The following is a 25,417-nucleotide window of genomic DNA, read 5'->3' as shown; positions in this document are numbered from 1 at the left end:
GAGGGGGCCAAGGGTTCGGGGGGAATGTGCATCCCCCCCGGCGACTACGCACCTCCTTTGATAATGTTGCGGCCCCGAGGGTTGCCGGCCCCGGCGCTCCGGATGCAACGTTGGGCATGACGAGCCTCTCCCGCCGCGCGCTGCTCCAGCTCGCCGGCCTCGCCGCCCTGCCCTCGCTGGCCCGCGCCGATGCCGCGCCCGACGACTGGGACGCGGACCTCCATGCGCAGGCCGCGCAGCGCCCCGCGACCCTCTTCCGCGCCGACGAGCGCGCCCTCGTCGCGGCGATGGCCGACGCGATCCTCCCCCGCACCGACACGCCGGGGGCGCTCGACGTCGGCGTGCCGGCCTTCATCGAGTTCATCACCGCCGAGTGGATGACCGAGGCCGAGCGCACCGAGTTCCGCGCCGGTCTCGCCGCCCTCGAGGCGCATGCGGTCGCGGGCTACGGCCGCACCTGGCCGGCGCTCGATCCCGTCCAGCGCATGGGCGAGCTCGACTGGGCGGCGCTGCCCATCGACCCCGAGCACCCCGCGCGGCGGGCGTACCGTCGCCTCCGCGGGCACGCGCTCCACGGCTATCTCACGAGCGAGCGCGTGCGGCGCGAGGTCCTCAAGGTGAACATGACGCCCGGGCACTATCGCGGCGACGTCCCCGTCACGCAGCGCGCGGAGGCGGGCCATGGGCACTGACCTCCACGCGGTGCAGGGGCGCCGGTACGACGCGATCGTCGTCGGCTCGGGGATCAGCGGCGGCTGGGCGGCGAAGGAGCTCACCGAGGCGGGACTGCGCACGCTCGTGCTCGAGGCGGGCGGCCCGATCGATCCCGCGCGCGACTACGTCGAGCACCTCGCGCCGCATCAGGTCCGCTTCCGCGGCTATGGCGACCGCGAGCGGCTCGCGAAGGAGCAGCCGATCCAGCGCGAGTGCTACGCCTGCGACGAGTACAGCGGCAAGTTCTTCGTGAACGACCGCGAGAATCCCTACACCACGCCCGACGACGCGCCCTTCCGCTGGTTCCGCGGGCGGCAGGTGGGCGGCCGCTCGCTCACCTGGGGACGGCAGGTCTATCGCTGGAGCGACCTCGACTTCGAGGCGAACCTCAAGGACGGACACGGGAACGACTGGCCCATCCGCTACGCCGACCTCGCCCCCTGGTACTCGCACGTGGAACGCTTCATCGGCGTGAGCGGCGCGCGCGAAGGACTCGACCAGCTCCCCGACGGCGAGTTCCTGCCGCCGATGAACATGAGCGTCACCGAGGCGCACACGCGCGAGAAGGTGCTCAAGGCGTTCGGCGGGCAGCGGGTGTGGACCATCGGGCGCGCGGCGATCCTCACGCAGGCGCACAACGGCCGCGCCGCCTGTCACTACTGCGGGCCCTGCGAGCGCGGCTGCATCACGCACTCGTACTTCTCGAGCAACGGCTCCACGCTCCCCGCCGCCGAACGGACGGGGCGGCTCACGGTGCGGCCCTGGAGCGTCGTCGCCGAGGTGGTGCACGACCCGCGCACCGGCCGCGCGAAGGGCGTGCGGGTGATCGACGCGCGCACCATGGCCGAGACGGTCTACGAGGCGCGCGTGATCTACCTCTGCGCCTCGGCGTTCGAGTCCACGCGCATCCTGCTCAACTCGAAGAGCACGGCGCACCCCACCGGCATGGGCAACGCCAGCGGCACGCTCGGCAAGTACATCATGGACCACCACTACTACTGGGGCGCGAGCGGGCGGATGCCCGGCTTCGAACAGTACAAGAGCGAGGGGAACCGCCCCAACGGGATGTACGTCGCGCGCTTCCGCAACACGCGCACCGGTCCGCAGCATCCGGACTTCCTGCGCGGCTACGGGATGCAGGGCGGCTCCGGCGGCCGCGGCCGCTGGAACGGCGCGGGACATGGCGCCGAGTGGAAGGCGCGCGTGCTCAGCGAACTGCATCCGTGGGGCATCGGCATCCACGGCTGGGGCGAGACGCTCCCGCGCGAGGAGAACGCCCTCGCGCTCGACCCGACGGTGCAGGACAAGTGGGGCGTCCCCGCCCTGCGCATCACCTGCCGGTGGGGCGAGAACGAACGGAGGATGCAGGAGGACATGGTGCGCACCGCCACCGAGATGCTCGACGCGGCCGGCGCGACCAACATCACGCCCACGCGCTCGAACAACCCGCCGGGCCACTGCATCCACGAGATGGGCGGCGCCCGCATGGGACGCTCGGCCGACGTCTCCGTCTGCGATGCCGACAACGCGCTCTGGGAGGTGCCGAACGTCCACGTGACCGACGGCGCCTGCATGGCGAGCTCCGCCTGCCAGAACCCGAGCATCACTTACATGGCGATCACGGCGCGCGCGGTGTCGCGCACCGTCGAGCGTCTCAAGCGAGGCGAACTGTGAGCCCCACCCGTCGCGATGCGATCAAGGAAGGCCTGAAGGCCGGACTCACCGGGGCCGGCGTGATCGCCGCCGCCTCGAAGTTCGGTGCCCCACGTCCCGCCACCGAGGAGAGCGCCGTGCTCCCGCCCTTCGTCCCGCCGTACAAGCAGAGCGTGGCCCGCTGGTGCTTCTCGAGCATGCCCCTCGCCGACCTCTGCCGCGAGGCGAAGCGCATCGGGCTCGACGGCATCGACCTGCTGAGCGAGGCCGAGTTCGAGGTGCCGAAGGCGCACGGTCTCCAGTGCGCTATCGCCAACGGCCCCGGTCCCATCGCCGACGGATGGAACCGTCCCGACCTGCACGACAAGCTCGTCGCCGAGGGCGAACGGCTGCTGCCGCTCGTCGCCAAGGCGGGGATCCCGCAGATGATCGTCTTCTCCGGCAACCGGAAGGGGATGAGCGACGGCGAGGGGATCGCGAACTGCGTCGCGGGGCTCAAGCGCCTCATCCCCGCGGCCGAGCGGCATGGCGTGACGCTCGTGATGGAGATGCTCAACAGCAAGGTGGACCATCGCGACTACCACGCCGACCGGACCGAGTGGGCGGCGCAGGTCGCGCGCGGGCTGGGCTCGCCGCGCTTCAAGCTCCTCTACGACGTCTACCACATGCAGATCATGGAAGGCGACGTCGTGCACACCATCGAGACGTACGCGCCCTTCATCTCGCACTACCACACCGCGGGCGTGCCGGGGCGGCACGAGCTGGACGACACGCAGGAGCTGAACTACGGGCGCATCGCGCGCGCGATCGCCGCGACGGGCTTCACCGGCTACGTGGCGCACGAGTTCATGCCGACGACGGCCCCGCTCGCGAAGCTCGCCGAGGCGCGGGCGATCTTCGCCGCCTGAGTGGTCGGCGCGGGGGCGCGCACCGCGCGCGCCCCGCGAATCAGCCGTGCGCCGGTCCGTCGGCGCGCGGCAACCGGACGGTGAAGCGGGTCCCGCGCCCGACCTCGCTCCAGAGGGCGATCGTGCCGCCGGCATCCGACACGACCGCCTGGACCGTGGCGAGTCCGAGGCCGGTGCCGCGCTGCGCACCGCGGGTGGTGAAGAGCGGCTCGAAGATGCGATCGCGGATCGCCTCGGGGATGCCGTGGCCCTCGTCCTCCACCTCGAGCACCGCCTCGCCCGCCTCGCCGCGAAGCCGGACCGCGATCGTGCCGCCAGCGGCGGAGGCATCGCGAGCGTTCACCACGAGGTTCAGGACGAGCTGGTCCCCGTCGCCGGGGCGGAGGTGGACGTGGATCGCGGCGGCTGGCAGCGAGACCGCGATCCGTCGTCCCTCGGTGAGCGACGGCCGCACCGCATCGACGATCGACCGCACGAGGGCCCCGACATCGACCGCGACGCGCTCGACCGACTGCCCGCGCATGAGTCCGAGCAGGCGCCGGTTGAGGGTCACCCCACGCTGGATCGTGTCCTCCATGATCGTCAGCGAATCCTCGGCCGCCGCGGCCCGCGGCGCCTCGATGCGCATCAGCTGTACATGGCCCAGCAGACCCCCGAGGACGTTGTTGAAGTCGTGCGCGATGGCGCCGGCGAAGCGGCCGAGCGACTCGAACTGCCGCGCGAGCGCGAGGTCCCGCTCGAGTCCCAACCGCGAGACGAGGGAGCGCTCGATCTCGCGGTCGAGGAGCAGATAGCGCCACTGGAGCACGAGGACGAACGAGATGGCGATGGCGCCCGGCACGACGAGCGCCTCGGGCGGTCTCCCGCACGCCGGCGATGAGGATGGGCGCGAGGACCGCCGCGGAGGCGACCAGCGGCGTGACGGCCCGCGTGACGAGGATCCCGCGCTCGTCGGCAGGCGGCGGCGTGCGCTGGCGGATCTCGCGCCACGCCGCGAGGGAGACGAGGAGCAGGCTGACGGCGAAGGTGATGTCGAACGGCCGGCCGCTGACGTAGGTGCCGTCGATGGAGCCCGTCTCGATGACGATGTCGCCGAGCGCCGAGATCGCATAGCTGGCCGCGAGGGCCGCCGAAGCGGGGCGACCGATCCGGTCGGTCGGGTAGGCCCACGCCGCGAGCGCGAGGAGCGCGGAGAAGGCGTCCGCGGCGGTGACGCGGCGAACCAGGCGAAGGCCACCGTGGTCTCCGCCCCCGCGGTCAGGAGCGGCCAGCCGACGAAGTACCACCCGATGGCCGCGCCGGCGAGCAGGAGCAGGGCGATGTCGAGCCAGGGGACCGCCGCGGCGCCGGCGCGGCGGAGCGGCACCAGACGCGCGATGCCGTAGATGGAGAGGGGTCGTGGTGAGGCCCGACCGCCTGATAGAGCGCCGAGTTCGCGGCAGGGAGTCCCGCGCTCGCCGCGATCCAGGCGAGCGAGTTGATGACGCCGACGATCTGGGACCACATGAGCGCACGGAACCCCCGCCATCGGGGCGTCCCGTCCGGCATGGACCGACAGGTCAGCCAGAGGGCCCGCGCCGCCAGCGGATGGAACGGCAGGAAGGCCGTGTCCATGAGCATGGGGCGTCCGGGGAGCCCGTCCGGCAGGAGGAACGCGAAGAGCGAATACACGACGGTCCAGGCCGCCGTGAGGACGACGACCTGGACCGCGCGACGTTCGGTCGTACTGCTCACGGGAGCGGCGCGCACCCCTCGAGCTTCTCGCACTTGGGATCGAGCAACGGGAGCCCGAGCCGCGCGAGTTCCTTGTTCACCGCCGCGAGGTCACGCGCCCACACCTGCTGCAGCTTCACCTCGTAGCCCTTCAGCTCGGCGTCGAGGATGCCGAAGATCTCCGGCATGTTCGTCGTGGGGCGTCCGTCGCCGCGCTCGGCCATCGAGAGCAGGTTCGCCAAGCGGTTGTTCACGCGGATGGGGAAGTTGAGCGGATCCTGCCCGCTCTGGTTCTTCACCTGGTAGATGTCGTCCTCCACGTCCGAGGCGTTGGTGACGAGCGTCGCGCCGGTGGAGGCGAGGCGGCGGTCGTTGTTCGCGCGCTTCTGCCGCTCCTCGAGCTGGGCCTTCACGCGCCGGACCTCGATCACGCGCTGATTCGCGTCGTCGGCGCGCTGGCGCACCATGCGCCCGAACTGGAACTGCGCATGCAGGTCGGCATCGGTGACCTCGGGGAGGAACGGATTGCGCTGGACGGTGAGCGTCGTCGTCGCGATCTGTCCGTCGGCGACGAGGCGCACGGTGTACTTGCCGGGCGGGATCGCCGGGCCGGCGGTGCCGGCGCCCCAGAGGATCATCCCCGGGAAGCCGGTGATGGGCGTGGTGCGGAGATCCCACTCGATCCGGTTGAGGCCGACGTTGGTGGCGATGGTGCTCGCGCCGCCCCCGCGGCGGCGGCCACCCTGCGGTGCGGCGACCGCCCCACCGCGCGTGGTGTCACCCTCCCAGCGGCGCAGGACCGTGCCCGCCGAGTCGAGCACCTCGAGCGAGGCGCGCCGCGGCGCGGAGGCGAACGACCAGGTGATCGGCACCGAGAGCCCGGAGCGGATCGCGGTGGGCGGCGCGTACAGATGCACCGCCGCGACGCGCGCGGTCACCTGCCGGAGCGGCGCGATGTTGTCGAGCACCCAGAAGCCGCGCCCATGCGACGAGATCACGAGCTCGTTCGCCTCGACGACGAGGTCCGAGACCGGGACGTCGGGCATGTTGAGCCGGAGCGACTGCCAGTGATCGCCGTCATCGTACGAGATGTAGACGCCATGCTGCCCCGCGGCGTAGAGCAGGCCGCGGCGCGTGGGGTCCTCGCGGATCGCGTGCATGTAGTCGTCGGCGCGGATGCCGGTGACGATCTTCGTCCAGGTGCGGCCGAAGTCGCGCGTGCGCCAGAGGTACGGACGGAAATCGTCGAGCAGCGGCTTGCGCACCGAGACGTAGGCGGTGCCGTCGTCGAACGCCGAGGCGTCGATCTGGCTCACGCGGCCGAACTCGGGCATGTCGGGCGGCGTGACGTTGGTCCAGGTCTTCCCGTTGTCACGCGTCACGTGCACCAGGCCGTCGTCGGAGCCGGTCCAGATGACATCGACGTTCCGCTTGCCGGGCGCGACGGAGAAGATCACGCCGTACACCTCGGGGCCGTTCATGTCGCCGGTGATCGGGCCGCCCGAGGGACCCTGCGTCTCCGGCGCGTGGCGCGTGAGGTCACCGGAGAGCTGCGCCCAGGTCGCGCCGCCGTCCATCGTCATCCAGAGGCGCTGCGAGCTCACGTAGAGGCGCTTGGGATCGGCCTTGGAGAAGACGATCGGGAAGGTCCACTGCCAGCGCTCCTTGATGTCGCGCGACGGCTCGCCCGAGTAGAACCAGGGATACGGGTTCACCTCGCGCGAGAGGCCGGTGCGACGGTTGAACTTGTCGAGGTAGCCGCCGTTGTTGGTGCCCGAGTAGAACAGGTCCGGATCGAACGGGTCGGTGCCGATGTAGCCCGGCTCGCCGCCGCCGGCGACGTACGAGACGACCATGCCGCCCGAGGTCGGATCGTTGTAGCCCGGGCCCGGCTGCGCGGGGCCGCCGCCGCCCGGCGCACCACCGAAGCGGAAGCCGCCCATGTTCCAGTTGAACGGCGTGCAGGCGGTGCTGTTGTCCTGCTGCGAGCCGCACACATGGAACGGGATGTGCTTCGTGGTGATCACATGGTAGAACTGCGCCGTCGGGAAGTCCTGGTCGGTCCAGTTGCGCCCCGTGTTGGTCGTCACCGCGCCGCCGCCGTCGTTGGCCACCACGAGGTGCGCCGGGTCCGCGGGGTCGATCCACAGGTCATGGAAGTCGCCGTGCGTGCCGTTGCCCACGCTGGTGAGCGTCTTGCCCTGGTCGGCGGAGCGGAAGAGCGAGGTGTTCTGCGCGTAGACCACGTCGGCGTTCTGGTGGTCGGCGAAGAGGTGCGTGTAATAGAAGGCGCGCTGGCGGATCGACCGGTTGTCGTTCATCAGCGTCCAGGTCGCGCCGGCGTCATCGCTCTTGAAGAGGCCGCCCTTCTCGTTCTCGACGAGGGCATAGACGCGATTCGGGTTGGCCGCGGTGAGCGCGACGCCGATGCGGCCGATGAGCCCCGTGGGCAGGCCCGGCCGACGCGTGATCTCGGTCCAGGTCTCGCCGCCGTCGGTGCTCTTGTAGAGCCCCGAGCCCGGGCCGCCGGACGACATCGTGTATTCCTTGCGGAAGGCCTCCCAGAGCGCCGCGTACATCACGTTCGGGTTGGTGCGGTCGATCGCGATGTCCACCGCGCCCGAGCGCTCGTCACGGAAGAGCACCCGCTTCCAGGTGCGCCCGCCGTCGGTGCTCTTGAAGACGCCGCGCTCGGTGCTCGGCGCGCTGTACTTGCCGAAGGCCGCGACGAAGACGATCTCGGGATTGGTCGGATGGATGCGGATCTTCGAGATCGCGTGCACGTCGCGGAACCCGACGTGCGCCCAGGTCTTGCCCGCATCGCTCGACTTGTAGACGCCGTCGCCGGGCATGATGTTGCCGCGGATCGCCGACTCGCCCATGCCGATGAAGACGAGGTCAGGGTTGGACTCGCTGACCGCGACCGCGCCGACCGAGGCGGAGGTGATCTGTCCGTCGGTGACCGGGAACCAGGTCTCGCCGCCGTCCATCGTCTTCCAGAGCCCGCCGCCGGTCGCGCCGAAGTAGGCCTCGTTCCGCCGGCCCACCACGCCCGAGGAGGCGATGGAGCGCCCGCCACGGTCGGGGCCGATGTTGCGCCACCGGAAGGAGGCGAGGAAGGCGGAGTCGGGGGCGACGGCCTGCGGTCCCTGCGCCGCGAGGGGCGCGAGCGGCGCGGCGGAGAGCAGGGCGGCGCCGGCGAGGAGCAGTCGGGCGCGACGCGAGCGGGATGGGGACATGTCCAGCCTCGGAGCGAGTAGGGGGTCATCATGTCGGCGGGTTGGCCGACACCCGGGAAAGGTGGCAACTTTCCGGGCGCTCTGCACCTGCCCGGCTCCCGCTCGGCGCCTCGCCCTCCCGCCCCCGTCCATGAAGCGCCGCCGCCTCATCGCGCTGATCCTGCTCATCCTGTCGGTCGCGACGTCCCCGTTCTGGGTCACGTTCCTCGTCTGGCAGAACATCCCGTTCAAGGCGCAACGGGTGGAGCTCGTGGACTACTCGGTGCCGTTCGAGACGGGCCGGGAGCATCGCGGCGCGGCCTGGCTGCTCAACCACGAGAAGTACCAGCCGTACAAGGGCACGCACTTCGCCGCGACGGGGACGCACGCCGGCTACGAGCCGACCGACCGCGACCATCCGCGCCCCATCTCCTCGCTCGACCTCGCGCAGACGGACTGGATCTTCGTCGCCGACGCCTACGGCGTGTACGTGGACGACATGCGCGACATCGAGCACGAGCAGGCGCACATGGACTACTCGAAGAAGATCTTCGGCGGCCTCTCGCTCGCCGACGCCGAGGCGATCCAGGCGCACGCCGCCCGGGGCCGGCACACCTTCCTCGAGTTCAACTCCATCGAGGAGCCGACCACCCCCGAGGCGCGCGCGATCGTCGAGTCGCTGTTCGGGATCCACTGGACGGGATGGACCGGCCGCAGCTTCCTCGACCTGCGCGACACCACCGACGTGCCCTGGTGGCTGCCGCGCGAGTTCAAGGCGCAGTACGGCGACATCCCCATGCCGCGCGGCCCGACGCTCGCGCTCGTCCATCGCGACGGCCGGCTCCTCCTCGTTCCCGACCCCATCTCGCTGCGCGTCGCGCCGCGGATCCGCCTCACCGCCGACGGCGCGAAGGCGCTCCCGCGCGCGTCGGGCGGGACGAGCTACTTCTATTGGTTCCCCATCCTCGACGCGATGCCGGGCACCGAGGTGCTCGCCGAGCTCGAGTTCCCGCGCACCGCGCGCATGGACTCGGTGCGCGCGCTCGCGCAGGTGCCGGAGCGGATCCCGCTCCTCACGCGGCGCACGAGCGGCGGCGCGCACCGCGTCTATCTCGCCGGCGACCTCTCCGACACCGACTTCGATCCGGGCGCCTACCGCTTCGCCGGGCTCGCGCGCGTGCACAAGGCGCTGCGGGTGGATCCGCGCATCTACAACAGCCAGGTCGCGTTCTGGCAGTTCTACGTCCCCGCCGTGCGCACGCTGCTGCAAGCCCCCTTCGCGGCCCCCTGACGCCGCGCCTCCCCACACCCCGAGCGTCGACCATGTCCGTCTCCCGTCGCCAGTTCGTCTCCGCCCTCGGGCTCGGGGGCACCGGCCTCCTCGCCGCGCCGTCGCTCCTCGCCCGCGGTCGCGAGGCGGCGCCTTGGGTGGGCGGCTCGCCGTTCGGCGCGCAGGACGCCACGCTCCGCCTCGACTCCAACGAGAATCCCAACGGCCCGAGCCGGCGCGCGCTCGAGGCGCTGCAAGGGATGCTCGGCGAGGCCAATCGCTATCCCGACGACCACGAGGAAGCGCTCGCGCAGGCGATCGCGCGCGCGCACGGCATCCCGCGCGAGCACATCGTCCTCGGCTGCGGCTCGAGCGAGACGCTGCGCCAGTGCGTGCAGGCCTTCACCTCGCCGACGGCCGGGCTGGTGACCGCCGCGCCGAGCTTCGAGCTCCCCGTGGACGTCGCGCGCCTGCTCGGCCATCCCGTCACGTCGGTGCCGGTGGGCGCGGGCCTCGCGCTCGATCTCGAAGCGATGGCGGCGCGCAGCACCGGCGCCGGGCTCGTCTTCCTCTGCAATCCCAACAACCCGACGGCGACGGTGCACGACGATGCGGCGGTGCGCGGCTTCATCGCGCAGGTGCACCGCACGGCGCCGGGCGCGACGGTGCTCGTGGACGAGGCGTATCACGAGTACGTCGATCATCCCGGGTATCGCACGGCGATCCCGCTCGCGGTCGCCGACCCGCGCGTGGTGGTGTCGCGCACCTTCTCCAAGGTGCACGGGATGGCGGGGCTCCGCGCCGGGTACGCGATCGCGCATCGCGACACCGCGCGGCGCCTCCAGGCCTTCCGGCTCGGCTCCGGCGTGAACGCGCTCGCCGCGGCGGCGGCGATGGCGAGCGTGGCGGACACCGCGCATGTGGCCGAGGAGCAGCGCAAGAACCGCGAGGCGAAGGCCTTCACGCGCGGCTTCTTCGAGCGCGCCGGCTACACCGTGGGCCCGAGCGACACGAACTTCCTGATGATCGACCTGCGCCGCGACCCGGCGTCGTTCCGCGCGGCCTGCCGTGCGAACGGCGTCGCCGTCGGCCGGCCCTTCCCGCCGCTCACCAACTGGCTGCGGATCTCCATCGGCACGCTCGACGAGATGCAGCGCGCGAGCGCGGTCTTCCAGCGCCTGCTGGGGTGATGCTCAGCGGCCGTGCGGCTCGACCTGCGCGTGACGCGCGTGCAGGTCATGCCACCCCGGGACCGCGCCGCCGGTGAACGCACGCAGCACCCCCGCCGTGGCGCGCTGGATCCGGCCGCGGCCGCGGAACCGCCAGCGATGCATCAGGCCGTCATCGCCGAGAAGATGGTAGCCGAGCCGCACCGCGCGGAGGCGGCGCTCGACGGCGTCGAACGACTCCCATGCGCCGGGCAGTTCCGCGCCGAAGAGACCGGTCGCCCCTTCGGCGAAGCGCTGCGCCGCGAACGTGCCCTCGCGCGCGGGGGACGGCGGCACCTGCTGCGGCACCGACGACTGCTCCACGAGCTGGAACGCATCGTACCCGAGGGCGTGCAGCGTCTCCACCTCGCGCCGCATGCGCGCGAGGCTCGTCTTGTCGATCTCCAGGCTCACGTAATCCGGCCGCGCACTGAACGCGCGCAATGCCTCGACGCAGTGCAGGTCGGCGCCCTCGATGTCGATCTTGAGGTAGCGCGGGATGCCATGAGCGCGCAGGACGTCCGCGAAGTCGAGCGCGGGAACGTCGATGGGGACGCTCGCCGCGCCGAGCCGCGCGTTGCGCTCGGCCCACGACGGCTCGACCGTCCCCCAGACCGAGTTGGCGACGTTCCGGTAGAAGCGCACCGTTCGCGCGCCGGCGGCGACGAGCGCCGGACTCACGATCGCGCCCTCGACGACGGTGCAGCGTCCCGCGGCGATGTGCTCGGCGAGCGCGGTCCGGCAGGCCGCGGCGAGATCGGGATCGGCTTCGACGGCGACGACGCGGAATCCCTTTCGCAGGTAGAAGGCGGCGTCCTCGCCGCGATGCGCCCCGACGTCGAGGATCAGGTCGCGGTTCACACCTTGTAGACGATGCCGCGCTTCTGCAGCACCAGCAGCACGAGGTACCAGAAGAGCACGAACGTCACCGCGAACGCGAACGACGCGAGCCGCGACGGGAGCCAGCTCGCGTAGAGCGACTGGTAGACCACCGTCTGCACCGCGGTCGCCTTGCCGTCCACGTCCACCTTCCAGAGCGAACCGATCACGCGCGCCATCGCGCCGGAGCCGAGGAAGGCGACCATCGGGTTGAGTCCGTAGGTGACGAAGAAGCCGGTCCACCCCGTCACCTTGTGCACGTCGGTCACCCACATGATCGTCGCGAGGCTCATGCAGGCGACGCCACCGCTGAAGAGCACGTAGCTCGACGTCCAGAGCGACTTGTTGATCGGGAACGACCAGTGCCACATGAGGCCGAGCATCATCGCGATCGCGCCGGCGGCGAAGAGGCCGTTGAGGCGCTCGGCGAGCGGGCGTCCCGACCCGATCCAGCGCCCGGCGAATACGCCGAGCATCGCGGTGCCGACGGCGGGCACGGTCGAGAGGAGTCCTTCGGGATCCCAGGTGCGGCTCGTGCGCCAGAGATGCCCGTCGAGGAGAAGCCGGTCGAGCCAGGCGGCGATGGAGCGGCTCGGGTCGTTCAGCAGGTTGGCGCCGATTCCCGCCTGCCCCGGCACCGGGAGCAGCGTCATCGCGAACCAGTAGCCGTAGAGCAGCGCGACGAGGGTGAGCACCTGCGCCTTGAGCGAGCCGCGGCGCGTGAGGAAGTAGGCGCCGATGTACGCGAGCCCGATGCGCACGAGCACGCCGACGAGCCGCACGTTCGCGATGCGGTCGAGCGGCCACCAGGGGAAGCTCGCGAGGCCCCAGCCGAAGAGGATGATGAGGAAGCCGCGCCGCAGCACCTGCTTCATGATCGCCGTCTCGTCGTCGCCGCGCGCACGACGGCCGCTCAGCGAGAGGTGCGTCGTGATCCCGACGATGAACAGGAAGAACGGGAAGATCAGGTCGGTGGGCGTCCAGCCGTTCCACGCGGCGTGCGCGAGCGGCGGATAGATGTGCGACCAGCTGCCGGGGTTGTTCACGAGCAGCATCCCGGCGACGGTCGCGCCGCGGAAGACATCGAGGGCCAGCAGGCGCTCACGGGGGGTGGCGGTCATGCGGAGAACTTCGCCCCCCGCGGCGCCGATTGCCACCCTCGGCGGCGGGTGCTATATCCGGCAGTCCTCCACCCCCTCGAGGCGCACGTGATCTTCCGGAGCCGCTTTCCCGATGTCGCCGTCCCGAGCGTGTCGCTCGCCGAGTACGTCTTCGAGCACGCCGCCGGTCACCTCGACCTGCCGGCGCTGATCGACGGACCGAGCGGGCGGACCTACACCTTCCGGCAGCTCCTCGGGTTGATCGGCCGCATGAGCGTCGCGCTCGCGGCGCGCGGCATCGGCAAGGGGAACACGATCTGCATCTACAGCCCCAACGTGCCCGAGTACGCGGGCTGGTTCTTCGGCGCGTCGCGGATCGGCGCCATCAACACCACCGCCAATCCGCTCTACACCGCCGACGAGCTCGCCAAGCAGCTCGTGGACTCGGGGGCGAAGCTCGTGTTCACGGTGCCGGTGCTCGCCGAGCGCGCGGTCGCCGCGGCGGCGAAGGTCGGCGCGGAGGTGATCACGCTCGGCGAGGCGCCGGGCTGCGTGCCGTTCGCCGAGTTCATCGCGACCGGCGGCCCCGCCCCCGAAGGGCTCGATGCCTGCCGCCCCGCGCAGCCCATCGACTCGGCCACCGATGTCGTCGCGCTCCCCTACTCGAGCGGCACGACCGGTCTCCCCAAGGGCGTGATGCTCACGCATCGCAACCTCGTCGCGAACCTCGCGCAGTGCGACTTCATCGACCCCAGCAAGCCCGGCGACCGGACGATCGGCATCCTGCCCTTCTTCCACATCTACGGGATGGTCGTGATCCTCTGCATGGTGATGCGGAAGGGCGCGACGGTGGTGACGATGCCGCAGTTCGACCTCGAGACCTACCTGCGGCTCAACCAGGACCACAAGTGCCGCACCGCCTACCTGGTGCCGCCCATCGCGCTCGCGCTCGCCAAGCATCCGATGGTGGACCAGTTCAAGCTCTCGCTCGAGATGATCAACTCCGGCGCCGCGCCGCTCGGCGCGGAGCTCGAGATCGCCGTCGAGAAGCGGATCGGCGCGCTCACCAAGCAGGGCTACGGGATGACCGAGGCGAGCCCGGTGACGCACTTCACGCCCACCGACCGCGCGCTCGTGCGTCACGGCTCGGCGGGGCTCGTGATCCCCAACACCGAGGTGCGCGTCGTCGACCTCCAGACCAAGGCGGATGTGGGCCCCACCGCGCAGGGCGAGCTGCTCATCCGCGGCCCGCAGATCATGAAGGGCTACCTCAACAACGACGAGGCGACGGCGAACGCGATCGACGCCGATGGCTGGCTCCACACCGGCGACGTGGGCTACGCCGACGCCGACGGGTTCTTCTTCATCGTGGACCGCTTGAAGGAGTTCATCAAGTACAAGGCGTACCAGGTGGCGCCGGCGGAGCTGGAGGCGCTGCTGCTCACGCATCCCGCCGTCGCCGATGCGGCGGTGATCCCCAAGGCGGACACGGAAGGCGGCGAGATCCCCAAGGCGTTCGTCGTGAAGCGGAGCGAGGTCACCGCCGAGGAGCTCATGGCGTGGGTCGCCGAGCGGGTGGCGCCCTACAAGAAGGTCCGCGTGGTGGAGTTCATCGAGAAGGTGCCGAAGTCGGCGTCGGGGAAGATCCTCCGCCGCGAGCTGATCGTCGCCGAACGGGCGAAGGGCGGCTGATGTCGCAGACCTTCTCCGTCACCTTCGACGATCCGGGCGAGCTCGCGAAGGACGTGCGCACCGTCCCGGGGCGCGAGTTCCTCGAGCGCCTCGTCGCGCAGAAGGCGCGCGTGCCCATCGGCGCGACGCTCGGCTACTGGCTCGCCGAGCTCGGCGACGGCGTGGCGGTGTTCGAGGGCGAGGCGGGCCCGCAGACGTACAACCCGATCGGCGGGGTGCAGGGCGGCTGGTACGCGTCGATCCTCGACGCGGCGCTCGGCTGCTGCCTGCACACCGTGCTGCCCGCCGGGGTCGGCTACACGACGATCGAGCTCAAGCTCAACATCGTGCGCGCCATCACGCCGCGGACCGGCGTGGTGCGCGCGACGGGGCGGATCGTGCATCGCGGTCGGCGGACGGCGGTCACCGAGGCGCGGCTGGAGGATGCCAACGGCAAGCTGTACGCGCACGCCACGGCGACGCAGCTGGTGATGGAGGACGCGCCCGGCGCGGGCGACTGACCGCGTCTCAGCGACGCGTGCAGCGGTTCACCACCGCGAGCGCATTCGCCACCGCCCGCTCGCCGGTGGGGTCCGATGGCTTGTTGGCCGGCCGGAACACACCGCTCGAGTCGCGCACCGGGAGCACCATCGCGGTCGAGCCGCCGCCGTCGAGATTGAGCGACTCGCGCGCGCCGAGGGCGAGCATGATCGTCGCCGTCTCGCGCAGCGTGGTGCCGGCGCTGTAGCCCGCCTGACGCCCGTCGATCACCACGAGGAGGATCCGCTTCCCGCCCTCGGCGATCCCCACCGCGGTGCGCGGATGCCGCGACTGCGAGAAGGTCACCGCCCCTTCGGTGTCCACTTCGCCGGTGATGACGCTGTCGCGCGTGAGCACGCCACGGCCGCCCACCGCTTCCATGGGATGGAACGGTCGCAGCGACATCGTCGCGAGGCGCGGGTCGTCCACCGAGAGCGAGTCGCGTCCGTCGCGCGAGAAGACGCCGATGTGCGGGCGCCCCGCGGAGTCGATCGCGAAGAGCGGCTTGGCGACGGGCGGCGTGAACACGCGTCCGCGCGAGACATGCGCGTTGGTCGGCACGCCGGGGGGCGTGAAGAGGAAGAAGTCGGCGTTCACGCCGCCGGCCACCTCCTGCGTGGCGGCGAGCTCGGTCATGAGCTGCGTCGTCGTCTTGCGCCCCACCGCGCCGGGCGCGCCCTTCACCGCGACCGCGGTCCAGCACTGATCGAGCCGCACGTCGAGCGCGTGGATCACCCACGGGCCCGCGGGGGACCAGATGATGCGGTGCGCGACGCCGGGGCGCACGAGGTCGGTGTGCACGCTGTCCACCGCGAAGGGGAACGCGGCGGGAGTGAGCGGGGCGAGCGGAGCGAAGGCCGGCCGCGCGCAGGCGGCGCACGCCACGAGGATCAGCAGGAAGGGGCGCATGGGACACGAAGCTAGCGCTCGCCCGCGTGGTGCGCTAAATCCGGGCACCGTCCCACCCACCTCCGCACGGACCGCCGCGTGAACCGTTCACTCCTCGCCGCCCTGCTCTGCGCGCTCGCCCTCCCTGCCGCGGCCCAGCGCCCTGCCGCGCGTCGCGCCCCCGCCCCCGACCCGCGCGCCGAGGCCGCCCGCCGCGCGATCATCGCCGACGTCGACGCCCGCGCCAAGCTCACGCAGGAGATCAACGACCAGATCTTCTCCTATGGGGAGCTCGGGTTCCAGGAGGTCGAGACGTCGAAGTACCTCATCGCGCTGCTGCGCCGCGAGGGCTTCACCGTGCAGGAGAACTACGCCGGCATGCCCACCGCCTGGGTCGCGACCTGGGGGAGCGGCAAGCCGGTGATCGCCGTCGGCTCCGACATCGACGGCATCCCGCAGGCGTCGCAGATGCCCGGCGTCGCCTGCCGCCTGCCGATGGTGCCGGGCGCGCCCGGTCATGGCGAAGGACACAACTCGGGCCAGGCGGTCGTCGTCACCGCCGCGCTCGCGGTGAAGAAGCTGATGCAGGAGCAGAACCTCCCCGGCACGATCAAGATCTGGCCCGGGGTGGCCGAGGAGCAGCTGGGCGGCAAGGCGTTCTTCACCGCCGCGGGGCTCTTCAAGGACGTGGACATCAGCTTCTTCACGCATGTCGCCGACGAGTTCTCCACGCCGTGGGGCGGGCCGCAGGGCTACAGCGGGCTCGTCTCGCTCCTCTACCAGTTCGAGGGCACCACCGCGCACTCGGCAGGCGCGCCCTGGCGCGGGCGCAGCGCGCTCGATGCGGTGGAGCTGATGAACGTCGGCTGGAACTACCGCCGCGAGCACCTGCCGCTCAACCATCGCTCGCACTACGTGGTGCGCGACGGCGGCGACCAGCCCAACGTCGTGCCGGCGACGGCGTCGGTGTGGTACTTCCTGCGCGAGCTCGAGGCGCCGAAGATCCGCGGCCTCTGGGCCATCGCCGACTCGATCGCACAGGGCGCGGCGATGATGACCGGCACGCGGCTCGCGAACGTGCGCGTGATGGGCGCCGCCTGGCCGCCGCACTTCAACCGGCCGGTGGCCGAAGCGCTGGGCGCGAACATCCAGCGCGTCGGCATGCCGGCGTGGAGCGCCGACGACCAGCGCTTCGCCAAGGCGATCCAGCGGGAGATGGGACAGGAGCCGAAGGGGCTCGGCACCACGACCATCGGGCTCGTCGCGCCGCCGACCGATGCGGAGCGCGTGGGCGGCGGGAGCGACGACATCGGCGACGTGAGCTGGGCGGTGCCGACGGTGCAGCTCTTCTATCCGAGCAACGTACCGGGCACGCCGGGGCACAACTGGGCGGACGCGATCGCGATGGCGACGCCGGTGGCGCACCAGGGCGCGACGGCGGGGGCGAAGGCGCTCGCGCTCACGATGTACGACGTCCTCACGCAGCCGCAGCTCGTGGCCGACGCGTGGAAGTACTACCGCGAGGTGCAGACGAAGGACGTGAAGTACGAGTCGTTCGTGCGCCCGCAGGACCGCGCGCCGACGGACCTGAACGCGAACATCCTCGGGCGGTTCCGCGAGCAGATGCGGCCCTTCTACTACGATGCGAGCCGGTACCCGAGCTATCTCGCGCAGCTCGGCGTGACGTATCCGACGCTGCGCGGGGCGGACGGGAGCTGCGGGGTGAAGGCGGTGCCCTAAGGCGCCGTATAGACGACCTTGCCGGCGAAGACGGTGAGCATGCAGGTCATCTCCTTGAGGTCCGCCGTGGGGACCGTGTACGGATCACGGTCCCACACCGCGAGGTCCGCATACTTCCCCACCTCGAGCGAGCCGATCTTCGTCTCGAGGAACATCTGGTGCGCCACCCAGATCGTCGCGGCGCGGAGCGCGGTGCGCACATCCACCGCCTCGCTCCGGCCGAAGGGATCGACCGGGTACCGGTCGAGCATCGTCGTCCGCGCCACCGACGCCCAGATCCCGTACCGCGCGGCGAAGGGCGTCACCGAGAAGTCGGAGCCGTTCGCCCAGACGATGCCCTTCCGCTGGTAGGTCGCGAACGGATTGAGCCGCTTCGACCGCGCAGCGCCGAAGTTCCCCGCGTAGTTGTCGCCGATCCACCAATGGAAGGTCGCGCTCGGCTCCGGATAGCCCGCATCGAAGTCGCGCTGCATCGTGGCCATGAGGTCGAGCGCGCGGTCGGTCGGCACGTTCGCGTGGATGATCCCGTGGCGGCGGCCCTTCACCGGCCGCTCGCGCAGCGCGAGCGCGTAGCTGTCCATCACCCAGTCGATGGTGCGGTCGCCGATGGAGTGCGTGCTGATATGGAAGCCCGCGGCATGATAGCGGCGGATCAGCGCGCGCAGCGTGTCGGGATCGAGCGCCGGGTAGCCGCGGTTCCCCGCATCGACGCCGGTGAGGTTCGTGTTCCATTCGTCGTACATCCAGGCCGTGCGCGCGCCGCCCGAGCCGTCGGCGAAGAGCTTCACGCCGCCGGCGATCACATGGTCGTCACCGGTGCTCTCGTACGGCCGCGCCTGCGCCGCGCGCTCGGCGATGAGCCGTTCGGCGGCGGCCATGGTGCGCCCGCCGGAGAAGAGCGCGAAGACGCGCTGCGGCAGCGCGCCCTCGGCGGCGAGCGCCTGGTAGTTCGCGAAGGTCTGCGCCGAGATGCCGGGGTCCTTGAAGCCGGTCATCCCCTCGGCGGCGAACTCCTTGGCGAGCGAGCGCATCGCCTCGCGCTCCTGCGCCGCGGTGAGCGGCGGCACGAGGCGGTAGACGAGTCCCTGCGCCGCTTCCTTGAGCACGCCGGTCGGCGCGCCGTCCGGGCCGCGGTCGATCGTCCCCGCGTCGGGGTCCTTCGTGTCGCGCGTGATGTTCGCGAGGCGCAGCGCGGCACTGTTCACGACCACGTAGTGGCCGGTCGTGTTGGAGAGCACGACCGGATGCCGCGGCGAGACGGCATCGAGATCGGCCGCGGTGATCATGCGCCGCTCGATGAACTTCCCCTCGTCCCAGCCGCCGCCCTCGATCCAGGTCCCGGCGGCGCGGCCGCGGCGCGGCGCTCGACCGCGGCGACGATGTCGGCGATCCCCTTCACCGCCGGATAGCTCACGTCGAGCTGGAAGTAGCGTTCGGTCGCGCCGCTGGAGAAGTGCGAGTGCGCGTCGAGCAGCCCCGGCGTGACCGCGCGACCGGCGAGGTCGATGCGGCGCGTGTTGGTGCCGGCGAGTCGCAGGACCTCGGCGTCGCTCCCCACCGCGACGATGCGGTCGCCGCGGATCGCGATCGCCTCCACCACGCGGTCGCGCGCGTCGACCGTGATGATGCGGCCGTGATGCAGGATGAGGTCGGGCGGCGTGGGCTGCGGCGTGGGCTGCGGAGCGCGCAGGGCCAGCGCGAACGGGACCGTCGCGAAGGCGGCCGCGGCGAGCATGGAGCGTGAGGAGGGGCGCATCGGGAGAACTTGGCGCGCCCGGCCTTCGGCGTCGAGGGAGGTCGGCGCGCACGGCCCGTCCCTCGATGGGAACGCCTCGTCCCGTCTGCGCATGCCTCCGGCCCGGTCGCGTGTCGCGCCCGCACGGACGGGGTAGATTCCGGTCGTGATCACGCGAGTCCTCATCGCCGACGACGAGCCGCTGGCGCGCGAACGCGTCCGCGAACTCCTGCGCGCGCTCGCGCCCACCGCGCAGGTGCGCGAAGTGGGCGACGGCGATGCCGCCGTCGAGGCGATCCTGCAGTGGGCGCCCGAAGCGGTCTTCCTCGACATCCAGATGCCGGCGCGCGACGGGTTCGACGTGGTCGCGGCGGTCGGCGCGCAGCGGATGCCGCCCACCGCCTTCGTCACCGCGTACGATGCGCACGCCATCCGCGCGTTCGAGGTCGCGGCGGCGGACTACCTCCTCAAGCCGTTCGACGACGCCCGCTTCGCGGCGACCTGGCAGCGCCTCGAGCGCGCGCACGCGACCGCGGCGCTCACGTCGGAGGCACAAGCACTCGGCGCGCTGCTCGCCGCCGTGGGGCGCGGGGCCGCGAGCGCCCCGGTCGTCGCCGCCGGCGCGTACACCGAGCGCTTCATGGTGCGGAACGGCGAGCGGACCTATCCCATCGCGGTGGGCGAGGTGCGGTGGCTGCAGTCGGACGGCAACTACGTGGACCTGATGACGGCGAGCGGGGCGCACACCATCCGCGAGACGCTCGCGAGCGTGGAGGAGCGGCTCGATCCCGCGCGCTTCGTGCGGATCCATCGGCGGGTGATCGTCGCGATCGACCACATCAAGGAGCTGCAGCCCTGGTTCGCGGGCGACCAGGTGCTCATCCTGCGCGACGGCACCAAGCTCCGCGTCTCGCGGACGCGCCGCGCCGAGCTGACGGCGCGGCTCGAAGGGCGCTGATGCAGCGCCCGCGTTCGCTGCTCGTCGGCTTCTGGCTGCTGCCGGCGGCCGTCGCGACGCTCGGGCTCCGCCTCGTGCCGTCGCGGCTCAACCCGGACCTGACGTTCGTCGAGCTGCTCACCGCGCAGCTCCTCATGTGGCTGCCGTGGGGCCTCTGGTCGTTGGTGATCGTCGCGGTGAGCGAGCGCGTGCCGCTCGAACGCGGCCGCGTCGTCCGGGCCCTCGCGACGCATGCGCTGCTCGCCCCGCTCGTGATCGCGGCGCAGATCCTCGTCATCGCCACCGTCTCCACGCGCTTCGGGCTCTCCGAGCCGCGCGGGCTCGCGAGCACGCTCATCATCGGCATCCGCATCTACGGCGACATGCTGCTCGTGGTGTACGCGGCGGTGGTGGGCGCGCATGCGGGACTCCGCTGGCATGGGCGCTGGCAGGCGGAGGCGCTCGCCGCGGCGCAGCTGCGCGAGGATGTCGCGCAGGCGAACCTCCAGGCGTTGCGCGCGCAGATCAACCCGCACTTCCTGTTCAACGCGATGAACGCGGTGGTGACGCTCATCGGCCGCGACCCGGCGGCGGCGCGCGACATGCTCGTGCGGCTCTCGGAGCTGCTGCGCGCCACGCTCACCGCCGGCGACGCGCAGGAGACGTCGCTCGCGCAGGAGCTGGAGCTCACGGGCCGCTATCTCGAGATCGAGCAGGTGCGGTTCGCCGACCGGCTCCGCGTGGAGTGGGCGGTCGAGGGCGGCCTCGCCGCATCGCGCGTGCCGGCGTTCGCGCTGCAGCCGCTGGTGGAGAACGCGCTGCGGCACGGCCTCGCGCACCGGCGCACGCCGGGCACGGTGCGCATCAGCGCGCGCGCCGACGGCGCGATGCTCGAACTCGTCGTGCGCGACGACGGGTCCGACAGTCCCACCACGCCGACGACGGGGAATGGCGGCGCGGGGATGGCGCTCAAGAATCTCCGCGGACGGCTCTCGCGACTCTATGGCGATGCGGCGAGCCTGACGCTGCGCCCGCGCGCCGAGGGCGGGATGGACGCGGTGGTGCGGATCCCGCGGCGCGACGGATAGCGGCCGAGAGCAATAGCGGCCGCGCGCCCTAGCGGCGGAGCGGGACCTCGCGCACGATGACCGCCGGGAGCGGGCCGCTCCCCTCCGCGCGCGTGCCTTCGTCGGCCCAGAAGGACCAGGCGCTCGACGCGATGTACACGAACCGGTCGCCGGCGATCGCGCCCACGGTGATCTCGCCCGGCGTCCTGGCGGCGCGGTCGAGGGTGCGGACCGTCGCGATGCGGCGCGCGTCGGCGCTGAGCGTGACGGCCGCGACGCGCATGGGCGCGATGCCGTTCTGCACCGCGATGAGGCGATCATCGGACGCGCGCAGCCCGTCGATGCCGAGCACCGCGACGCCCGGCGGAGCGGCGATGGCCGAGATCGAGTCGGTGCGGAGATCCCAGCGGAGGAGGCCGTGCGACCAGTCGGCGACGACGGCGACCGCGTCGCCGCGAAGCACCGCGATGCCCTGCGGCGAGCGCAGGAGCGGACTCGCGATCACCTCCACCCGTGATGCGCCTGCGCGCAGGCGATAGAGCCGCCCGAGCACCGCGTCGCTGACGAGCAGGTCGCCGTTGGGCGCGCGCGTGAGTTCGCCGGGCGTGCCCTTGCCGTCGCCGAGGAGGTGGCGGGAGATGATGGTGCCGTCCACGAGACGGACGCGGAGGAGTTCGGAGCGGACGAGCGAATCGCCGGGGGCGCTGCCCATGTGCCGTAGCGCGGCGGTGGTGAGCCACGCGTCGCCGTGCGTCGTGTCGAGGGCGACGCCCATCACCGCGCCGCGTCCTTCGAGTGCGGGCGCGAGGAGCCAGCGCGACGGTCCCGTGCGCGGGACGATGAGGACGTTGCGGTGGCGGAGGCTCGTCACGTAGAGCGTGCCGTCGCGTGGGTCGGCGTCGAGGCCTTCGGGGAAGAAGGTGGTGTCGGGGCTCAGGGTGCGTTCGGTCGCCTCGCCGGTCGTCGCGCCGGTCGTCGCGCCGGTCGGGGCGATGGCGGCGCGCAGCGTGGCGAGCGCGTGCGCGACCGCCGGGACCTGCGCCGCGCGCGCGAGCGCGGACGAGTCCTCGAGGACGGCAGCGCCCGCTTCCTCGGCGGCGAGCGTCGCGAGCACGCGGGTGAGCGTCGTGTCGTCATGCCGCTGCGCGGCGAGCACGGCGAGGGCTTCGCCATAGGCGGGCTGCATGGGCCAGGCCGCGTGCGCGCGTCGCACGTCGGCGTAGGCGGAGTCGTGCGCGGCGGCGCGGGTGGAGGCGGCGGCGCGGCGAAAGGCGGCGCGGGCGACGGCGGCCGCCGCGGCGGGGTCCTGTGCGGCGGCGATCGGGGCGAGGAGCGTCGCGGCGAGCGTGACGATGAGTGTTGCGGTACGCATGCCGAACGGTGGCGCAGTTCGCGCCGCCGGCGCGCCCTCGCGGGATGTGCCGCGCCGCGGCGGGGACGAGGCGTTCGTCCGGGGACCGGTGCGCGGACTAGGGACGGGGCGCCCCCTCGATCATCGCGTCCACCGGCGTGGCGGCGAGCTCCACGAGGAAGCCCGCGATCCGCTCGCAGACCGCCGCCGCGAAGGCGGCGCCCTTCTCGGGTGTCGAGGCGCGCGGGTCCCCGATCCCCGTGTCGGTGGTGACCTTGGTCCAGGGACGCGGCGCCCAGGCCCATCCCTCGCGGAAGGCGGCGACGGCCCACGGGTTCGCCTTGCCGTCGCCCGCCTGCACGAGCGGCCGCACGAGGTCGGGGACGAGGTGCTGCATCACGCTCGTCTCGAGCTCGCCGGCGTGGTCGCCGAGGTCGGTGAAGAAGGGGCGCGCGTCGACGACCTGCCACCAGTTGAGCGCGCAGAGGAAGATCGGGGTGCGCGGCTGCAGCTCGCGGATGATCGCCTTGAAGTCGTTGCCGCCGTGGCCGTTGAAGACGACGAGCTTCCGCACCCCCTGCCCCGCGAGCGCCGCCGTGAGGTCGGCGAGGAGGGCGAGCTGCGTGCTCGGGTTCATGTTGAGCGTGAACGGGATGTCGAGCTGGGTGGTGTTCACCCCGAACGGCACCGCGGGGAGGACGGCGATGCGGGCGCCGCGCCCCCAGGCGATCCGTGCGGACTCCTCGGCGAGGCGTTCGCTCTCGATGATGTCGGTGCCGTACGGCAGGTGGTGGTTGTGCGCCTCGGTCGCCCCCCAAGGGAGGACGGCGACCTCGTAGGCGGCGGCGCGTACGGCGGGAAGCGGCTGTTCGGCGAGGATCCAGGGGCGTGGGGGCATGAGCGCAAAGCTACGACGCGCGGGCTCGGCGTCCAGAGATCAGCGCCTGCTGCGCTCGACATCGCTTGACCGGAGCCGCTCGTCTCGACTCGGGAGCGGCCACCTGCCACCGCATCGCTGCGACCTGCCACTGCGACGCTGTCAACTTCAACCAGCGCTGTCAACTGAGATCGCATCGCTGTCAATCGGGCCACTGCATCGCTGCTTCGTGGCACTGCGACGCAGCGAATCGAAATAGGAGACTCGCACGACGACTCGCAGACTCGCACGCGACTCCCGCAGGATTGAACGCGATCGCAGCAGACTTGAAGGCGACTCCAGCAGACCTTGAACGCGACTCCCGCAGACTTGAACGCGACCGCAGCAGACTTGAACGCGACTCCCGCAGACTCGCACGCGACTGCAGCAGACCTCGCACGCGACTGCAGCAGACCTGAACGCGACTCCAGCAGACTCCAACTCCACCCGCACCTGAAACGCGACCCCGCAGACTTGAACGCGACCCCCGCAGACTTGAACGTGACCGCAGCAGACTTGAACGCGACTCCAGCACACTGAACGCGACCGCCGCAGGCTTGAACGCGACTCGCGCAGACTTGAACGCGACTGCGCAGACTTGAACGCGACTGCAGACCGCGAACCCGACTGCCGCAGACTCGAACGCGACCGCAGCAGACTTGAACGCAACACCGCAGCAGACCTGATCGCGACTCCAGCAGACTTGATCGCGATTCCAGCGGAGTCGCGGTCGAATGCAGCAGACCCCATCACGAGTTTCGGCAACCGACAACCCGACGCAGCACCCTCCACCGACACCCGCACGAACGGCTCCCCGTCATTTCGCGCCTGCGACTGCGCCGTAGTTGCGCAGAACGCGACCACGGTGGCCTACAGAGGCACATTCGGGCCGCGCTCGCAGTTCGACCGCCCGCGTCGGCGGCGCGCGGTCAGTCTGCGGTGTGACTCGCCCGCGCGCCACTGGAGACTGGCGACGAACATCAGGCTCGACGGGCAGCCAGAGCGCGCGCTCGGCGGCACTCGGCGTGTTCGCGTTGGCGACGATGCCCACACGCAGTAGGCGACGACGCCCCAGACCGCGCGCGAAGCTGCGTCGGGGATGCGGCGCGTGCGCGTATCATATGGATGAAGACCGCGAGGAGCACGGCGGAGAACAGATGACCGCGCGGGCGCCAGGTGGGCCCGGCCCGTCCGACTTGGCCGCCTTGGGTCAGCCTTCCACGGCGCCCCGGCTACGAGGGCGAGCTGGAAGGCGATGACGATGCCGGTGAGGGCGGTGAACGCGTGCGCGAAGACGAGGCCGAGGCATCACTGCTTCGCCCGCGCGGCGTCGAGGTCGAAGGCCGCGGTGTCGGCGCGCGTCGCGGCGTCCGGCTCGCGAGCACAACCGATGGCGAGGACGGCGGCGAGCGCCAACCAACGACGCGTGCGAATCGCGCCACGAAGCGAGGGCCGCAGGTGGGGAGCACGGGACCTTACCGGGATGACGAGGACGGATCCGCAGCGGACCTGTCCCACCAAAGTGGTGCGCGCCCGGCGCGCGGCCCGCTACTCCGCCCGCAGCACGCGCACCGGATCGCGCGCGTCGCCGCCCACGCCGGCCATGCACTCGCGCCGAGCGTCGCCGCCGCCAACGCCGCGGGACCACCACGTACGCCATCGGCGGCCGGCGACACCTCGAACAGGTACTGCGCAGCGCCCACGCCGTCCCGAACGCCGCCGGCACGCCGAGCACGATCCTGAGCACCACGCCGCGCATCGCATCGCCCACGAGGAGCCGCGCCAGCGCTGCGCGGGGAGCCGCCCACCGCCATGCGGATCCCCCTCGCGCAGGCGGCAGGGGCCGCAGTGCGCGCGCTCACGCCGTAGAGAGCCCCACCGCGGCGAGCAGGGCCGCGAGCGCGCCGAA

Annotated in this window: 19 protein-coding genes; 10 read left to right on the top strand and 9 right to left on the bottom strand. The window is 71.8% G+C overall.

Features of this window, described 5'->3' with window-relative positions:
* Positions 1 to 116: 116 nt before the first annotated feature.
* The 3 genes from IPJ78_07405 to IPJ78_07395 all read left to right on the top strand — a co-directional run bounded on the left by IPJ78_07405 (position 117) and on the right by IPJ78_07395 (position 3,275).
* Positions 117 to 692: a gluconate 2-dehydrogenase subunit 3 family protein gene (locus tag IPJ78_07405; GenBank protein ID MBK7906374.1), complete on the top strand. Its 576-nt coding sequence runs from the start codon at positions 117 to 119 to the stop codon at positions 690 to 692.
* Positions 682 to 2,388: a GMC family oxidoreductase gene (locus tag IPJ78_07400; protein MBK7906373.1), complete on the top strand. Its 1,707-nt coding sequence runs from the start codon at positions 682 to 684 to the stop codon at positions 2,386 to 2,388. Before IPJ78_07405 ends, IPJ78_07400 begins: the two co-directional genes overlap by 11 nt.
* 176 nt (positions 2,389 to 2,564) lie before the next feature.
* On the top strand, positions 2,565 to 3,275 hold the full coding sequence (locus tag IPJ78_07395) for a TIM barrel protein (GenBank protein MBK7906372.1): 711 nt from the start codon (positions 2,565 to 2,567) through the stop codon (positions 3,273 to 3,275).
* A gap of 40 nt (positions 3,276 to 3,315) precedes the next feature.
* Here IPJ78_07395 and IPJ78_07390 read toward each other — a convergent pair whose 3' ends face one another.
* The 3 genes from IPJ78_07390 to IPJ78_07380 form a co-directional block, all read right to left on the bottom strand.
* A complete protein-coding gene (locus IPJ78_07390; protein MBK7906371.1) occupies positions 3,316 to 4,116 on the bottom strand; it encodes a hypothetical protein in 801 nt (266 codons plus the stop codon).
* A gap of 416 nt (positions 4,117 to 4,532) precedes the next feature.
* Positions 4,533 to 5,024 (bottom strand): hypothetical protein, encoded by a 492-nt coding sequence (locus IPJ78_07385; protein ID MBK7906370.1) that lies wholly within the window; start codon positions 5,022 to 5,024, stop codon positions 4,533 to 4,535.
* Positions 5,006 to 8,227: a glycosyl hydrolase gene (locus IPJ78_07380; protein ID MBK7906369.1), complete on the bottom strand. Its 3,222-nt coding sequence runs from the start codon at positions 8,225 to 8,227 to the stop codon at positions 5,006 to 5,008. Before IPJ78_07380 ends, IPJ78_07385 begins: the two co-directional genes overlap by 19 nt.
* A 130-nt stretch (positions 8,228 to 8,357) precedes the next feature.
* Here IPJ78_07380 and IPJ78_07375 point away from each other — a divergent pair, with 130 nt between their 5' ends.
* Positions 8,358 to 9,497, top strand: a complete 1,140-nt coding sequence (locus IPJ78_07375; GenBank protein MBK7906368.1) for a hypothetical protein — start codon at positions 8,358 to 8,360, stop codon at positions 9,495 to 9,497.
* A 32-nt stretch (positions 9,498 to 9,529) separates the two neighbouring features.
* A complete protein-coding gene (locus IPJ78_07370) occupies positions 9,530 to 10,666 on the top strand; it encodes an aminotransferase class I/II-fold pyridoxal phosphate-dependent enzyme (protein ID MBK7906367.1) in 1,137 nt (378 codons plus the stop codon).
* A gap of 3 nt (positions 10,667 to 10,669) precedes the next feature.
* Here the strand turns inward: IPJ78_07370 and IPJ78_07365 are convergent, their stop codons facing one another.
* On the bottom strand, positions 10,670 to 11,545 hold the full coding sequence (locus IPJ78_07365) for an FkbM family methyltransferase (GenBank protein MBK7906366.1): 876 nt from the start codon (positions 11,543 to 11,545) through the stop codon (positions 10,670 to 10,672).
* Complete coding sequence (locus tag IPJ78_07360; GenBank protein ID MBK7906365.1) at positions 11,542 to 12,684, bottom strand: DUF5009 domain-containing protein; 1,143 nt, start codon at positions 12,682 to 12,684, stop codon at positions 11,542 to 11,544. The genes IPJ78_07365 and IPJ78_07360 overlap by 4 nt, the downstream gene beginning before the upstream one ends.
* A gap of 87 nt (positions 12,685 to 12,771) precedes the next feature.
* Between IPJ78_07360 and IPJ78_07355 the strand changes: the two genes are divergently transcribed.
* Positions 12,772 to 14,355 carry a 4-coumarate--CoA ligase family protein gene (locus IPJ78_07355; GenBank protein MBK7906364.1) on the top strand — a complete coding sequence of 528 codons (1,584 nt, stop codon included), beginning with the start codon at positions 12,772 to 12,774 and terminating at the stop codon, positions 14,353 to 14,355.
* A complete protein-coding gene (locus IPJ78_07350) occupies positions 14,355 to 14,855 on the top strand; it encodes a PaaI family thioesterase (protein MBK7906363.1) in 501 nt (166 codons plus the stop codon). The genes IPJ78_07355 and IPJ78_07350 overlap by 1 nt, the downstream gene beginning before the upstream one ends.
* A 7-nt stretch (positions 14,856 to 14,862) precedes the next feature.
* Here the strand turns inward: IPJ78_07350 and IPJ78_07345 are convergent, their stop codons facing one another.
* A complete protein-coding gene (locus IPJ78_07345) occupies positions 14,863 to 15,783 on the bottom strand; it encodes a phosphodiester glycosidase family protein (protein MBK7906362.1) in 921 nt (306 codons plus the stop codon).
* A gap of 78 nt (positions 15,784 to 15,861) precedes the next feature.
* On the opposite strand from IPJ78_07345, the gene IPJ78_07340 reads away from it, so the two are divergent.
* A complete protein-coding gene (locus tag IPJ78_07340) occupies positions 15,862 to 17,502 on the top strand; it encodes an amidohydrolase (GenBank protein MBK7906361.1) in 1,641 nt (546 codons plus the stop codon).
* Here IPJ78_07340 and IPJ78_07335 read toward each other — a convergent pair.
* Positions 17,499 to 19,310, bottom strand: coding sequence for an amidohydrolase (locus IPJ78_07335; protein MBK7906360.1), 1,812 nt, complete (start codon positions 19,308 to 19,310; stop codon positions 17,499 to 17,501). The genes IPJ78_07340 and IPJ78_07335 overlap by 4 nt on opposite strands.
* Before the next feature lie 93 nt (positions 19,311 to 19,403).
* Here IPJ78_07335 and IPJ78_07330 point away from each other — a divergent pair, with 93 nt between their 5' ends.
* The gene (locus tag IPJ78_07330) at positions 19,404 to 20,195 is read left to right on the top strand and encodes a response regulator transcription factor (protein ID MBK7906359.1); all 792 of its coding nucleotides are present in this window, start codon (positions 19,404 to 19,406) and stop codon (positions 20,193 to 20,195) included.
* Entirely contained in the window at positions 20,195 to 21,262 is a 1,068-nt protein-coding gene (locus tag IPJ78_07325) for a histidine kinase (protein MBK7906358.1), read from the top strand. Before IPJ78_07330 ends, IPJ78_07325 begins: the two co-directional genes overlap by 1 nt.
* A 28-nt stretch (positions 21,263 to 21,290) precedes the next feature.
* Here the strand turns inward: IPJ78_07325 and IPJ78_07320 are convergent, their stop codons facing one another.
* Together IPJ78_07320 and IPJ78_07315 are read right to left on the bottom strand one after the other, a co-directional pair.
* Positions 21,291 to 22,613 carry a hypothetical protein gene (locus IPJ78_07320; GenBank protein MBK7906357.1) on the bottom strand — a complete coding sequence of 441 codons (1,323 nt, stop codon included), beginning with the start codon at positions 22,611 to 22,613 and terminating at the stop codon, positions 21,291 to 21,293.
* Positions 22,614 to 22,710: 97 nt separating this feature from the next.
* On the bottom strand, positions 22,711 to 23,490 hold the full coding sequence (locus tag IPJ78_07315; GenBank protein MBK7906356.1) for a creatininase family protein: 780 nt from the start codon (positions 23,488 to 23,490) through the stop codon (positions 22,711 to 22,713).
* Between the last annotated feature and the right edge of the window lie 1,927 nt (positions 23,491 to 25,417).

The organism is Gemmatimonadota bacterium (assembly GCA_016714015.1).
Classification (GTDB): domain Bacteria; phylum Gemmatimonadota; class Gemmatimonadetes; order Gemmatimonadales; family Gemmatimonadaceae; genus Pseudogemmatithrix.
Note: the sequence above shows the minus strand (reverse complement) of the source record. Positions and strands in the feature narration are given on the sequence as shown.